General features: G+C 61.6%; 13 protein-coding genes. 9 read left to right on the top strand and 4 right to left on the bottom strand.

Going from position 1 to position 13106, the window contains the following annotated elements; translation table 11 throughout:
* The 6 genes from AC11W3_RS17585 to AC11W3_RS17560 all read left to right on the top strand — a co-directional run.
* Positions 1-183 (top strand): hypothetical protein (locus AC11W3_RS17585; RefSeq protein ID WP_484093458.1); only part of this gene is annotated, 183 nt, incomplete at its 5' end.
* Positions 184-264: 81 nt separating this feature from the next.
* On the top strand, positions 265-1098 hold the full coding sequence (locus AC11W3_RS17580) for a peptidyl-prolyl cis-trans isomerase (RefSeq protein ID WP_484088845.1): 834 nt from the start codon (positions 265-267) through the stop codon (positions 1096-1098).
* Positions 1099-1113: 15 nt separating this feature from the next.
* A complete protein-coding gene (locus tag AC11W3_RS17575) occupies positions 1114-2418 on the top strand; it encodes a hypothetical protein (RefSeq protein WP_484088846.1) in 1305 nt (434 codons plus the stop codon).
* Positions 2415-2849: a cytochrome C gene (locus AC11W3_RS17570; protein WP_484088847.1), complete on the top strand. Its 435-nt coding sequence runs from the start codon at positions 2415-2417 to the stop codon at positions 2847-2849. The genes AC11W3_RS17575 and AC11W3_RS17570 overlap by 4 nt, the downstream gene beginning before the upstream one ends.
* Positions 2837-3463, top strand: coding sequence for a hypothetical protein (locus tag AC11W3_RS17565; RefSeq protein ID WP_484093457.1), 627 nt, complete (start codon positions 2837-2839; stop codon positions 3461-3463). Before AC11W3_RS17570 ends, AC11W3_RS17565 begins: the two co-directional genes overlap by 13 nt.
* Positions 3464-3641: 178 nt before the next feature.
* Positions 3642-5762 (top strand): hybrid sensor histidine kinase/response regulator, encoded by a 2121-nt coding sequence (locus AC11W3_RS17560; RefSeq protein WP_484093456.1) that lies wholly within the window; start codon positions 3642-3644, stop codon positions 5760-5762.
* A 51-nt stretch (positions 5763-5813) separates the two neighbouring features.
* Here the strand turns inward: AC11W3_RS17560 and glpK are convergent, their stop codons facing one another.
* The 3 genes from glpK to AC11W3_RS17545 all read right to left on the bottom strand — a co-directional run bounded on the left by glpK (position 5814) and on the right by AC11W3_RS17545 (position 9329).
* Positions 5814-7301, bottom strand: a complete 1488-nt coding sequence (glpK, locus tag AC11W3_RS17555; RefSeq protein WP_484090024.1) for a glycerol kinase GlpK — start codon at positions 7299-7301, stop codon at positions 5814-5816.
* A gap of 168 nt (positions 7302-7469) precedes the next feature.
* A complete protein-coding gene (locus AC11W3_RS17550) occupies positions 7470-8033 on the bottom strand; it encodes a hypothetical protein (RefSeq protein ID WP_484090023.1) in 564 nt (187 codons plus the stop codon).
* Positions 8034-8159: 126 nt separating this feature from the next.
* Positions 8160-9329: an MFS transporter gene (locus tag AC11W3_RS17545; RefSeq protein ID WP_484090022.1), complete on the bottom strand. Its 1170-nt coding sequence runs from the start codon at positions 9327-9329 to the stop codon at positions 8160-8162.
* A gap of 626 nt (positions 9330-9955) precedes the next feature.
* On the opposite strand from AC11W3_RS17545, the gene proC reads away from it, so the two are divergent.
* From proC to AC11W3_RS17530, 3 genes are read left to right on the top strand one after another with little or no spacing between them, the layout of a single operon-like run.
* Positions 9956-10768 (top strand): pyrroline-5-carboxylate reductase, encoded by an 813-nt coding sequence (proC, locus tag AC11W3_RS17540; protein ID WP_484090021.1) that lies wholly within the window; start codon positions 9956-9958, stop codon positions 10766-10768.
* Entirely contained in the window at positions 10765-11052 is a 288-nt protein-coding gene (locus AC11W3_RS17535) for an acylphosphatase (protein ID WP_484090020.1), read from the top strand. Before proC ends, AC11W3_RS17535 begins: the two co-directional genes overlap by 4 nt.
* Positions 11045-11551 carry a thioredoxin fold domain-containing protein gene (locus tag AC11W3_RS17530; protein WP_484090019.1) on the top strand — a complete coding sequence of 169 codons (507 nt, stop codon included), beginning with the start codon at positions 11045-11047 and terminating at the stop codon, positions 11549-11551. Before AC11W3_RS17535 ends, AC11W3_RS17530 begins: the two co-directional genes overlap by 8 nt.
* A 193-nt stretch (positions 11552-11744) precedes the next feature.
* Here the strand turns inward: AC11W3_RS17530 and AC11W3_RS17525 are convergent, their stop codons facing one another.
* Complete coding sequence (locus AC11W3_RS17525; RefSeq protein WP_484090018.1) at positions 11745-13073, bottom strand: radical SAM family protein; 1329 nt, start codon at positions 13071-13073, stop codon at positions 11745-11747.
* Positions 13074-13106: the final 33 nt, after the last annotated feature.

Below are 13106 nucleotides of genomic sequence, written 5' to 3'. Positions count from 1 at the left end.
GCTCCGAAGTACTTCGTCACCCGCATGACCAGCACCAGCACGGGCTACGACAACGGCACCCCGATCCTCAACGTCTCCGGCGGAGAGGTGGAGGTGGCCGGTGACCAGAGTAAGGCGGTCCATAACCCGAGCTTCGTCTTCAACGTGATGAACGTAACGCAGCAAAGGCTCGACACCCTGTAATCACCTGCTGCCATCATGCCGGCGGGCCCCGTGCCCGCCGGCACTTCCATTCAATGAACTCTTATAGAGAAAGGATCCAGGATGCGTGTCTTAAATCTTTGCCTCGCCCTGCTCTTAGTGGCAGTGAGTTTCACCCTCACCGCCTGCAACCAGAAACCGGGTTCCAAGATACTCGCCAAGGTGAACGGAGTCCCCCTCACCGAGGCCGACGTGAAGTACGAGCCATCCTCGCCGCACGGCCTGCAGCAGCAGGCCCCGGGTGGCCCCAAGAACATCAACGACATCATCAACCAGGAGCTCCTCTACCAGCAGGGGCTTAGGCTCGGGCTGGACCAGGACCCCTCGTTCCGGAACAAACTGGCCTCCTTCAGCAGCGACCCTGCCGGCGCCAAGAGGCTTGAGATGGCGCGCCGCGTCTTCAACCTGGAAATCGCCTCCAAGGTCGAGGTCCGGCCCGAGGAGGCCAAAGCCTACTACGACAAAAATGCAGACCAGATCGCAACCGAGCTCCATCTAATGCTGGTGAAGTTCGCGACCAAGGCCGAGGCCGAAGAGGCTTTGAAGAAACTCAAGAAAGGGGCAGACTTCGCCTCGGTTGCCCGCCCGGTGATCAAGGTGGCGGCCAGTAACGGGAAGGAGCCGTGGGACCTGGGCTTTTTGAAGTGGCAGCAGATCCCGGTCGACTTCCTGGACCAGATCTACGGGCTGAAACCTGGCGAGGTGAGCGGCCTGCTCGGCACGCACCGCACCGGATTCCAGCTCGTCAAGCTGATCGAAAAGCGCAGGACGCCGGACCAGGGGTACGAGACGGTAGCGGCCCTGGTGACCAACAGGCTGCAAGATCTGAGGCTGCTGAACACATACAACCAGTACATGGAAACGCTGAGGAAAGGGGCAAATATTGTGACATTTTAGAAAGGAGGAAAGCTCTTGAAAATCCATGACCAGAAGAAGCCAGCAAGCGCCCTTCACGGCAGGCTCAAGGCGGCCGGCGGGATGTTCCTTTCCTGCTCGCTGCTGCTCTTGGCCTCCGTGGCGGCCGACGCGGCCACCATCTCGGGAGACTCCACCACCATCCTCCGGGTCAGGGAGACCCAAAACGAGCGGCTCCTCATCCCGCTCTACGAGTACCTGCACCTCTCCGGAGCCCAGGGAATGACCAACGGCACCATGTCCTTCCACCTGGGAGGCTGGGGGCGCGGCGACCTGGCGGACGACACCACCAAGCAGAACAACAACGGTGACCTCCAGTACGGCTTTATGAGCTACCAGGGGAACAAAAGCAACTCCCAGTTCAGCCTCGGCCGCCAGTTCATCACCGAGGGGGTGGCCGCCGAAAAACTGGACGGCATCTTCGTGCGCAGCGATTTCGTGGCGGGATTCACGGGGTCGGCCTACATCGGGGTACCGGCCGCCACCGAGCCGAACTTCGAGGGGGGCAACCTGATGTACGGCGGCAGGATCGCCCATTCATGGCCCAAGTACTACTCCCTGGGGCTTAGCTACCTGAAGAACAACGAGGGGGACTCCAACCTGCGCGAGGAGGAAGGGATCGACCTCTGGCTGCACCCTCTGACGATGGTCGACATCGCCGGGCGCTCCAGCTACGACTCGCTCACCAACGGCTGGATGGAGCACTACTACACGCTCTCGGTGAATCCCATGGACCTGCTGAGGCTCAGCTTCTCGCTGCAGCAGGTCGACTACCGCCACTACTTCAACCACGTCACAACCAGCGCCCTCTCGCTGACCAACGGCATCCTCACCCCCGACGAGGAGTTGCTGGGACTGGGCGGCAGCATCGGGATCACCCCGATCAAGAACCTCAGCGTCTCGGCTGACTACAAGCACTACGACTACGAAATCGCCGGGGATGCCAACTACTTCGGCGGCGGGGTCAGCTACCTGCTCCCCGACAACCTCACCGCCGGGTTCACCATCCACAGGATGGACGGCCGGGGCGACAGACTCAAGTACAACGAGTACCATGCCTACGCCTCCAAGAAGATAGGGCGGGCAGACATGACCCTCGACTTCTTCGACGTCGACTACGATGCCAGCATCAACCGGGTCAGCAACACCTGGGCCTTGGCTGCCGCAGCCGGATACGACTTCCCGAACAACGTGAGGGTGGCCGCCGACATCAACTATGCCAAGACTATTGATATGGACAATGATCTGACAGGGCTGATCAAGGTGGTCTATGCCTTTGGCTCGCAAGGGAGGGCAAAGTGAAAAATAAAGTACTGATACTGATGGCTGGCCTGATGTTGTCCTGCCTGTACGCCTGCGCCAACACCAACAGCATTGCCCGGGTGCACCCCGAGGAGGTGAAGGGGCTTCCCAGATGCTCCGACTGCCACACCGACCAGTGGACCTCCTTGAACCATCAGGCCGAGGACTTCTACCTCAAGCACAAGTACTACTCGTACCAGAACAAGGCCGCCTGTGCCGCCTGCCACGAGGACTCCTACTGCGTCGAGTGCCACGCCCACAAGGAGGAGATCAAGCCCAGCGACAAGCACAAGGAAAGACCGGAGCTGGCGCTGCCGCACCGCGGTGACTACCTAGGCCAGCACAGGATCGACGGGAGAATCGATCCCGCCTCCTGCCTGAAATGCCACGGAAGACAAAACAACGAGAGGTGCAAAATATGCCATCGCTAACAAAAACATATTTGGCTCTTGCTCTTGCGATGCTGACGTTCCTTGGCGTGCTGGTCCTCTCCGGTTGCGGGGATAACAACCCGAAGTCCGACTACGACCCCGACACCGGGAGCCACCCAGGGGACTGGCTCCCCTTACGGCACATGGAGGCGGCGCAGCAGCGTCTCGACACCTGCTCCCCCTGCCACGGTGCAGATCTCAACGGCGGCATCTCCAAGGTTTCCTGCAACCGCTGCCACCTCGGGGGCCCCACCAGCGTCCACCCCCTGGAATGGGACATCAACGGCGACTTCACCTATGCGCTGCACGCGCCGTACGCGAGGGAGCATGGAACAGCTGCCTGCGCCAATGCCTTCTGCCACGGAACCAACCTCCAGGGGGTTGCCCAAAGCGGACCTTCCTGCAGCAGCTGCCACATGGGCGGCCCCTCCTCGATTCATCCGCCGGAATGGAGGGACCAGATCACCATCCACGGAGGGTATGTGCTGCAGCATGGCGCCTCCGCCTGCAGGAACGTCGACTGCCACGGCGCCCAGCTCCAGGGCGTATTCCTGAGCGGCCCCGCCTGCAACGACTGCCACAACTTCAGCTCGACCCAGTTGGCCAACTTCTAGGCCCCGAAAAGCCCCGGCACCGCCGGGGCTTTTTTCTTGTGCCCCATCCACTCAGGCGCCCCTCCCCGCCCCTCCGTTGGTCGTTCAGGCCGGCATTATTCATTAAAGTTGCAGCCCCTCCCGCCGATAGTGTATTAAGGATAGACCAGCAGCAAACTCCCGTTTCAAAGGCGCCCCGGTGACACAATCGAGCATATCGGAGATGAAGTTCCCCTCCGCGGCCAGGACCGTATGCATTCTGCTCCTGGCGCTCTTCTGCATCGAGCTGATGCTCATGTATCTCCTGCCGGCCGTCCTGCCGTTACCTAACCCCTTCGTCGAGAATCTCCTCGATGCCACCGTGCTGACCGCCCTCTTCGCGCCGGTCCTGTACCGGTACATCTTCAAGCCCTTCCAGGACATCGCCGCCGTCCAGAAATCGCTGACCGAAAATATCATGGCCCACGTGGTCGACGGGGTGGTGGTGCTCGACCGGGAGCTCCGCATTTCCTCCTTCAACAGCGCCGCCGAGGGCATGTTCGGATACGAATCCGGTGAGATCGTGGGAGCCAAGGCCACAACCATCCTGGGGGAGGTTTTGAAGGAGCTTTGCCGGGACAGGGAGGCAGCGGGGAAGGATCTCTGCGGCGAGGCCAGTGCCCTCCGCGAGGTGAGCGCCACCCGCAAGGACGGCTCCCGTTTCCCCGTGGAACTCTCCATCAGCGAGGCCCGCATCGCCGGCCGCTGGATGTGGCTGGCCATCATCCGGGACATTACGGCACGCAAAAGAGACGACGAGACGCTGAAGCAGACGCTCTCCCTGCTGAGCGCCACCCTGGAATCAACCGGGGACGGCATCATGGTCCGCGACCTCGACGGGAAGGTCGTCATATCCAACAGAAAGTTCGGCGAGATCTGGCGGATTCCCAGAGAGCTGCTGCAGGCGGGCAACGAGAAGGTGATACGGGCCTTCGTGCTGGAACAGTTGAAGGATCCTCAGGGCTTCCTGCAGCTCACGGAGGGGCAGTACGTCGACACGGCCCAGGAGAGCCGCGACCTGCTGAACTTCAAGGACGGAAGATTTTTCGAAAGGTACTCCGCTCCCCAGGTGGTGGACGACCAGATCGTCGGCCGGGTGATCTGCTACACCGACGTCACCGAGCAGAGGAACCTGGAGCACCAGCTCCGTCATGCCCAGAAGATGGAGGCGCTCGGCACTCTCGCCGGCGGGGTGGCCCACGACTTCAACAATATCCTCACGGTGATCATGGGCTTTTGCAACCTGACCGCCGTCCGGTTGGAGCAGGGGAGCCCCCTCAGGCACAACCTGGACCAGATCATGACCGCCTCGGATCGGGCCCTGAGCCTCACCAACAGCCTCCTCGCCTACAGCCGAAAGCAGCAGATCAACCCGGTGCCGTTGGAGTTGAACGCCAGGGTGCAGAAGACCGAGAAGTTCCTGGCCAGGCTGATCGGGGAAGACGTCGATCTGGTCACGGCTCTTTGCCAGGAGAAGCTGGTAGTGATGGCCGACGGCAGCCAGCTCGAGCAGGTGCTGATGAATCTCGCCGCCAACGCCCGCGACGCCATGTCCTGCAAGGGCTGCCTGATCCTCGGTACCCACAAGATCGAGATAGACGAGGACTTCGTCAGGCTGCATGGCTATGGGAAGCCCGGCACCTTCGCGGTCATCTCCGTGTCGGACACCGGCGACGGGATGGACGTGGAGACCAGGGAGAAGATCTTCGAGCCCTTTTTCACCACCAAGGCCGTGGGACAGGGAACCGGGCTCGGCCTCTCCATCGTCTACGGCATCGTCAAGCAGCATAACGGCTACATAAACGTCTACAGCGAGCCCGGCAAGGGTACCACCTTCAACATCTACCTCCCGATCATCAAGTCGGCAGAGGAAAGGCCGGCCGCCGCACAGCAGGAGGTTCGCGGCGGGAGCGAGACGGTGCTGCTGGCCGAGGACGACGCAGGGGTCAGGGCGCTGGTGAAGAGCGTACTTACCACCTCCGGGTACAAGGTCATCGAGGCGCGGGACGGGAGGGAAGCTGTGGAGCGATTCCGGGAAAACCGGGAGGCGATCGAACTGCTGGTCCTGGACGTGGTGATGCCCAACAAGAACGGGAAGGAGGCCTACGAGGAGATCTGCGCTCTCAAGCCGGGGATCAGGGCCCTTTTCACCAGCGGCTACACCGCGGACATCGTGGACCGTAACGGCCTGATCGGCTCCGGGGTGGAGTTGATCATGAAACCGCTCCTGCCCAACCAGCTCCTCTCCAAGGTGAGGGAGATGTTGGATACAACGGGCTAAGGGCTAAAGCTAAGGGCCAAGACTAGAACTATCGGTAGTTACAATTCCTCGTCAAGGCTTATCCCAGCCAAGGGCAAGGCGCACGCTCTTCTGCCATCCCCGGCAGAGTTCCTCCCGCCGCTCACCAGACATCAGCGGATCGAAACGCCTCTCCAGCGCCCAACAACGCGCGACCTCACCCTGATCAATCACCCCGGCCCCTATCCCGGCCAGAAAAGCCGCCCCCAGCGAGGTACTCTCGGTAAAACGCGGCCTCAGCACCGGCGCCCCAAGGAGATCGGCCTGCATCTGCAGCAGGAGGTTGTTTCTCGCCGCCCCTCCATCGACCCGCAGTTCGCTCAACGCCACGCCCCCTCCCTCTTCCATGGCCCTGATGGCGTCGACCGTCTGGAAAGCGATGGCCTCCAGTGCGGCCCTGGCCAGGTGGGCCCGGGTGCTTCCCCGGGTGAGCCCGGCAATGACCCCGCGGGCATGAGGGTCCCAGTACGGGGTTCCGAGCCCGGAGAGAGCGGGCACGAAGTAAACCCCTCCGGCATCCTCGACGCTCGACGCCAGCGCCTCTACCTCCGACACATCGCCGACCAGACCCAACCCTTCCTTCAGCCACTCGATGGCCGCCCCAGCGATGAAAATGGAACCCTCCAGCGCGTACTGCACCGGTTCCCCCGGTAGCTGCCACGCTATGGTGGCCAGCACGCCTTCCGAGGTGGCACATCTCTCGCCGCAGTTCATCATCACGAAGGCTCCGGTTCCGAAGGTGGCCTTGGCCATTCCGGCGCTGAGGCACCCCTGCCCGAAAAGTGCTGCCTGCTGGTCACCGGCCACCCCGGTGATGGCGATCTCGCCGCCGACGATCCCGGTCGAGGTCCGGCCGAAGTGAGAGGCGTTGACCTGCACCTCGGGGAGGACGGCGGGAGGGATCCCGAAGAGACGCAGCAGGTCCTGGTCCCACTGCAAGGTCCGGATGTTGAAAAGCGATGTCCGGCTGGCGTTGGAGAGGTCGGTCACGTGGGAGCGCCCCTCGGTCAGTCGGAAGATAAGCCAGGAGTCGACGGTGCCGAAGCAGACCTCCCCCCGTTGGGCCCGCTCACGCAATCCGTCCACATGGGCGAGGAGCCAGGCAAGCTTGGTGGCGGAGAAGTAAGGATCGAGCAGCAGACCCGTCCGTTCCCGGATCAGCGCTTCGAGCCCCTCCGCCTTCAGGGAGTCGGTCAGTTCCGCCGTCCGCCGGTCCTGCCATACGATCGCCCTGTGCAGCGGCCTCCCCGTCGCCCGTTCCCAGACCAGGGTGGTCTCCCGCTGGTTGGTGATCCCGACACCGGCAATCTCGAAGAAGGGGACCGAGGCTTTTTGAAGCACCTCCTGCAGCGTGGCCAGCTGGCTTTCCCAGATTTCCTCCGGGTCGTGCTCCACCCACCCCGGCTGCGGGTAGTACTGCTGAAAACCCCTGGCCGCCGTGGCCACCACCTCCCCTTTGAGGTTGAAGAGCGTGCTCCTGCTGCTGGTCGTTCCCTGGTCGATGGAAAGCAGATAAGTCATGTCGTCTCCGTTCTTGGCGATCCGCGCCCCGCCTTCAGACCTAAGCCGCGATCAGTCGGCCCGGACGCAGACCTCGTCCCACCCAATTCGCCAGCAGAGACCCGAGCGGGGCCAGAGTTGCCCACCATTCACCATTCACCATTCACCATTCACCTTTAGCCCTTAGCCTCACCTAAACCTCAGTATCAGCCTGGTCCCGACCCGCTCCTCCTGGGGTGTCTGGCCGTAGAAGGACCCAGCGCCGGGGCTCTGGTCGAAATAAAGGGTGAAATCGGTGCGGGAGGTGAGATGGACGCCGACCTCGCCGGTCCAGGTCGGGGCGGTCCGAAAGGTACGGACGAAGTCGTAGTCATGCCGGGTCGAGAGGTCTTGGCCGGTGTAGTTGGCGGTGCTCCCGACGGTAAGGACCGGGAGCTTCGCGGCCGCCGACAGATAGAAGGTCTCGGGCAGGGAGAGCCGCCAGCCGGCCTGGGCATGCACGCGGTGGGTCGCCTCCTCGAAGCCGCCGCCGAACTCCCGCTCCGTGGAGCGGTAGCCGAGTCCCCATTCCGGTTCGACGGTGAGGTCCCCGGAGGTGGAATATTTGACGCCGCCGTTGGTTAAGAGCCGGTCGGGATCGAAGAAGCGGGAGGAGGATAGTGGTGGCGAAAGGTTGGGCGTGCCGAGCCCGGCGCCAAGAACCGGGGCGGCGGACAGGACAACGAGCAGCAGTGCGGGGAGGGGCCCTTTCATGGGCGACAGTGTAGCAAAAAAAATCTCCTGATGCTCACACTAATCTTGTTGGTCAGCGGGAGGGGGCAGCAGGGACCATACGGGCGCAGGCTAGAGGCCCAGGAATGTGAAGGGCACCTTTCGGGTCTAGGGTTGGTGGCTTGGCGCCGGTTTCACCAGCAACAGCAGGAGGAGGGCTGACACGGCAGCAAGGCCGGCACCAAAGAGGAAAGGCGCGACCCCTCCGTAGCGCTGCCAGATCAGCCCGAACAGCAGGCTCGCGGGCAAGGCACCGGAGCCGACGGCGAAGTTATACCAGCCAAAGGCTGCCCCGCGCAGGGACGGGTCGGAGAGATCGGCCAGGAAGGCCTTTTCGACCCCTTCGGTAAGTCCGTAGAAGAAGCCGTAGAAGGCAAAGAGGAGCCAGATGTGGAGTTCATTGGAGGCATAGGCATAGCCCAGGTAGGAAAGGGCATAGACACACCAGCCGGCCGTGATGACCGACCTCCTCCCTACCCGGTCCGAAAGGGCGCCGAAGGGCATGCTGGTGCTCATCTTGACCAGGTGGAAAAATGCCCAGACAAGCGGAATGCGGTAGGCGGGAACCCCGAGGGTGCCGGCCTTCAGCAGGAGAAAGGTGTCGGAGGAGTTGCCCAGGGTGAAGAGAAAGAGGACAAGGAGGTATCTTCTCAGGGGCCCGGCGGGAAGGAAGGAGAGCCGCACCTGCTTCTGCGGTGGGGACTTCCTCTCCACGTCCTTCACGTTGAAGATGATCAGCAATACCGCGATGAGCCCCGGGATGCCTGCCAGCCAGAAGACGGTGCGCTGGTCCTTGACGAAATAGGCGAGGAGAAAGGTGGCGATCAGAGGCCCCACCAGGGCCCCGGCATGGTCCATGGAGCGGTGAAACCCGTAGGCCTTGCCGCGGAGGGCAGGGTCAACGGAGTCGGCAATGAGGGCGTCGCGCGGGGAGGTGCGTATCCCCTTCCCCACCCGGTCGCCGCAGCGTATCACCAGGACGCCCAGGGCAGAGGTGGCTGATCCGATCAGCGGGCGCATCAGCGCAGAGATACCATAGCCGTAGAGGACCAGCCTCTTGCGGGCCTGGACGCGGTCGGAGAGTATGCCGGAGACCAGCTTTAACAGTGAAGCCGTCGATTCGGCCACCCCCTCGATGATACCGAGAAAGGCGGGGCCGGCGCCCAGCACCGTGGTCAGGAAGACCGGGAGCAGCGGATAGATCATCTCGCTCGAGACATCGGTAAAGAAGCTTACCAATCCCAGGATGAGCACGTTGCCGGTAATGCCTTTGAACACGGAGCACCTCCTTTCATTAGTGTAGCGGGAAAAGGATGCCGGGCAAGCGGGGAGGCGGGGAGCTTTGGAGCGGGCGGAATGTCATTTTTCGCGGTTGCGGCCGTTGATCTCCCTCCCCTTGCGGGGGGTAGGGGGTGGGGAAGGTGCCACCAGCAGCCCGACACTCAAAGGCAAATCCCCCCTGTCCCCCCTTTGACAAGGGGGGGACGTGACGCGAGACGGCTTCGAGCCCTCTCCTCTTGCGGGAGGGGGGCAGGGCGGGATGGTGCCATCAGCACTCCGGTACCAGAAGCAAATCCCCTCAGCCACCCCCTTTGACAAGGGGGGGACGTGACGCGAGGCGGCTTCGATGGGGGCACCGTCGAAGAAATAGGAGGAAGCATTGTTGTCGGAGCGGCATCCCTGCGGGAACCATTTCAATGGAGTCGAAGCTCCTACCCGAATGGGACCCTCTCTCTTACAAAAATGCCGTTCTCTTCCTGGCTTAAATGCACTGGCTCAGAGCCGAAGCTGATCCAGTAATCCCTCTTCTTATAGCGCACAGCCAATTAAAGTTGACATTTACCCCCGATTTTAATACCTATCACTTATTCTTCTGATACAATAATGCGACGGAGGCAAGGCGGATGCAAAAGGATAAGAGAACCGGATTCATCGGTGGCGGGAACATGGCTGAGGCCATCATCAAAGGGCTTCTGGCAGGAGGGGTTCCGGCGCGGAACCTGGCGGTGTCGGAACCGTCCGAGCAGCGGAGGGCCGCCCTTTCGGAGAGGTACGACATCCACGCCATCGGAGAGAACGGTACTCTTTGCACCATGAGCGACATCGTGATCCTGGCCGTGAAGCCGCAGGTTTCCAAAGTTGCTCTGACCGAGATGTGCGGAGCCCATGCGCAGGACAAGCTCTTCATTTCCATCATGGCCGGAGTCAAGTGCTCGGCAATCGAGGCCATCTTGGGCGGAAGCCCCCGAGTGGTCAGGGTGATGCCCAATACCCCAGCCCTCGTTCTGGAAGGCGCCACCGCTATCTGCCGGGGCTCCTTTGCCACCGACGATGACATCGCCATCGCCCGCAGGATCTTCGACCTGGTCGGCACCACCTGCGTGGTCGACGAAAAACTGATGGACGCGGTAACCGGCGTCTCCGGAAGCGGCCCGGCCTACGTCCTGACCTTCATCGAGGCCTTGAGCGACGCAGGGGTCAAGCATGGCCTAACCCGCGACGTGGCCACCACCCTCGCCGCCCAGACCGTCTACGGCACGGCCAAGCTCCTCCTCGAGACTCACGAGCATCCGGCAGTGCTGAAGAGCAATGTCGCCTCCCCCGGGGGGACGACCATAGCAGCCATGCACTCCCTCGAACGTGACGGCTTCCGGGCCGCCGTCATGAACGCAGTCGACGACTGTGTGGCGAAATCGAAGGAACTGGGGGCGAAGTGAACAACATCAGGACCACCGTCATCGTGCGGGGACGCGTTCAGGGGGTCGCCTTCCGGCATCACACCGCGCGGACGGCGGAGAAGTACGGTGTTTCCGGTTGGGTGATGAACCTTCCTGATGGTTCGGTTAAGGCGTGCTTCGAGGGGGAGGAGTCAGCGGTGCGGTCGATGGTGAAGTGGTGCCGCAGGGGCCCCGACCTTGCGCAGGTCGACGAGGTTGAGGAGCAGCATGGAGACTACACCGGCGAATTTATCGGCTTCGGCATAAGGTACTCCTATGAATAAGATAGATTTCAGGCAGCTAAAGCCTCTTCTTCTGGCTTCGTTTTTACTGGCCCTCATGCTGGTCTTGCCGCTGATGGCACCGGCGGAGGAGAGTCTGAATCTGGCGAAGGCCGTGAAGGTCGGCTCCGGGAAGACCATGGTGATCGAGTTCACCGATCCGGACTGTCCCTTCTGCCGGAAAGCCGAGGCATATTTCCAGGGGAAGCCGCAAGTGACCCGCTACATCTTCTTCCTTCCGCTGAAGAGCCATCCGGGCTCGAAGGAAAAGGTACAGTTCATCCTGTCCGCCAAGGACAAGGAGAGGGCCTATCTTGAGGTGGTGGCGGGGAAATATGACAACAAGAAAGCGGGGCCGATAACCCCGGAAGGTATCCGGCTACAGAAGGAGCACCTGGAGATTGTGAATGCCAACAAGATCAAGTCGACCCCGACCTTCATGATCTACGGCAGGATCGTCCCCGGATTCGACATCAACAAGCTGGAGCCGCTGTTGAGGTGAGAACCTGTGAATGGTGAATAGTGAAAGGTGAATGGTGACGTCAAAATCAGACTCCCCATTCACCTTTCGCCTTCCACCCTTCACAGGTTATAGCCGTTCACCTTTCAACCTTGACGGCTTCAAGATTTTCCGACCATTCACCATTCACCATTCACCATTCACCATTCACCATTCACCATTCACCATTCACCTTTCACGCCTTTATCGGCCAGCCCTTCTCGTACCCTTCCGGGTAGAAGCGCTCGCGGGTCCGGTTGAAGTAGCCGTACTGTATCCGCGGGAAAGCCTTCTTGACCTCCTCCAGCAGACGGTACATTCCTATCCCCCTCCCCTGCACGCCCATCCTCTCGTTATAGAAGGCTGGATCGATCGACAGATTCCTCATCTGCAGCATGTCCACCCCGGTCTCCTCGATAAAGCGCAGCAGCGCCTCCACCTCTGAGGGACTGTCCGTCACCCCTGGCGAGACCAGGTAATTGATCATGGTGAAGAGTCCCTTCTGCTTGGCACTCTTTACCGACTCGACCACGTCGGAGAACTTGTACCCGTTCGGGCGATAGTAGCGGTTGTAGAATTCCTCCTGCACCGAATTCATCGAGAAGCGCATGGAGTCCATCCCGGCGTCACAGAGCATCCGCACCCGCTCCGGCATCGATCCATTGGAGTTGAAGTTCACCGTTCCGCGGGAAGTCGCCGCCTTCAGCCTGCGGGTAGCCTCGGCCACGGTATCGGCCTGCATGATAGGGTCCCCTTCGCATCCCTGACCGTAGGACACGATCGGATCCGGCGCCTCGTCGAGATGCGGCAGCATCAGCTCGACGATCTCCTCCGGCGTAGGCACGAAGGGTATCCGCTCATGGTTGGACGGACAGCAGTCCGAGGGCTGGAGGCTTATGCAGCCGAGGCAGCGGGAGTTGCAGACCGGCGAGGTGGGGATCGGCGCCTCCCATCTACGGAAGAAGAGGTTCTTGGCCGCGAAGCAGTGGTAATCGACGGCGCAACGGGACAGCTGTTCGATCAGCCTGTTTTTCGGGAAGTGCGCGAGCATCTTCCGGACCAGCGGGTCGAGCTTACGGTCATCGTAGTTTCGGGGAAGCCAGTTCTCGTTGTCGTCGACGCGGGTCGCCGCGACCACGAAGCGCTCGCGCTCCTCGTCCCACCCCACCGCGGTGTAGGACCAAAGGGGAAGGTGGACCTTTTTCTTGCTGTAGTCGCAGGCAGGAAGGAGCGTCCTCATGTATCCCGGAGCCATGAAGGCCGAGACCGCCTGGACCGGGATGCTGCGCCGCCCCTCATTCACGCGGCTGACCGTCACGAAGCGGCGGTCCCGCGCGTCCCAGGCGATCGGGGGAGTATTGGGGATGGTGAAGAGGCGGCTGTCGTCCGGCAGCGGAATCAGCTCGACCGACTCCGGCAGTAGCGGCTCATTGCCACTCATCCCCGCCATGGTCAGATAGGGGTGATCGAAGATATTCCCCTTGCTGTCTGCGTAGAGGAGTTTCGGAAGTTTCTTTGTTTTCATAATCTATAACCACTTTCCCATCTTCCGAAGGGG

This window comes from Geomonas sp. (assembly GCF_056994735.1).
Note: the sequence above shows the minus strand (reverse complement) of the source record. Positions and strands in the feature narration are given on the sequence as shown.

Bases quoted from the DNA above. Each gene is read 5' to 3' on its own strand.
- glpK (WP_484090024.1), bottom strand. From the start codon at position 7,301: ATGACTTATCTGCTTTCCATCGACCAGGGAACGACCAGCAGCAGGAGC.
- AC11W3_RS17525 (WP_484090018.1), bottom strand. From the start codon at position 13,073: ATGAAAACAAAGAAACTTCCGAAACTCCTCTACGCAGACAGCAAGGGG.
- AC11W3_RS17565 (WP_484093457.1), top strand. From the start codon at position 2,837: ATGCCATCGCTAACAAAAACATATTTGGCTCTTGCTCTTGCGATGCTG.
- proC (WP_484090021.1), top strand. From the start codon at position 9,956: ATGCAAAAGGATAAGAGAACCGGATTCATCGGTGGCGGGAACATGGCT.
- AC11W3_RS17530 (WP_484090019.1), top strand. From the start codon at position 11,045: ATGAATAAGATAGATTTCAGGCAGCTAAAGCCTCTTCTTCTGGCTTCG.
- AC11W3_RS17580 (WP_484088845.1), top strand. From the start codon at position 265: ATGCGTGTCTTAAATCTTTGCCTCGCCCTGCTCTTAGTGGCAGTGAGT.
- AC11W3_RS17550 (WP_484090023.1), bottom strand. From the start codon at position 8,033: ATGAAAGGGCCCCTCCCCGCACTGCTGCTCGTTGTCCTGTCCGCCGCC.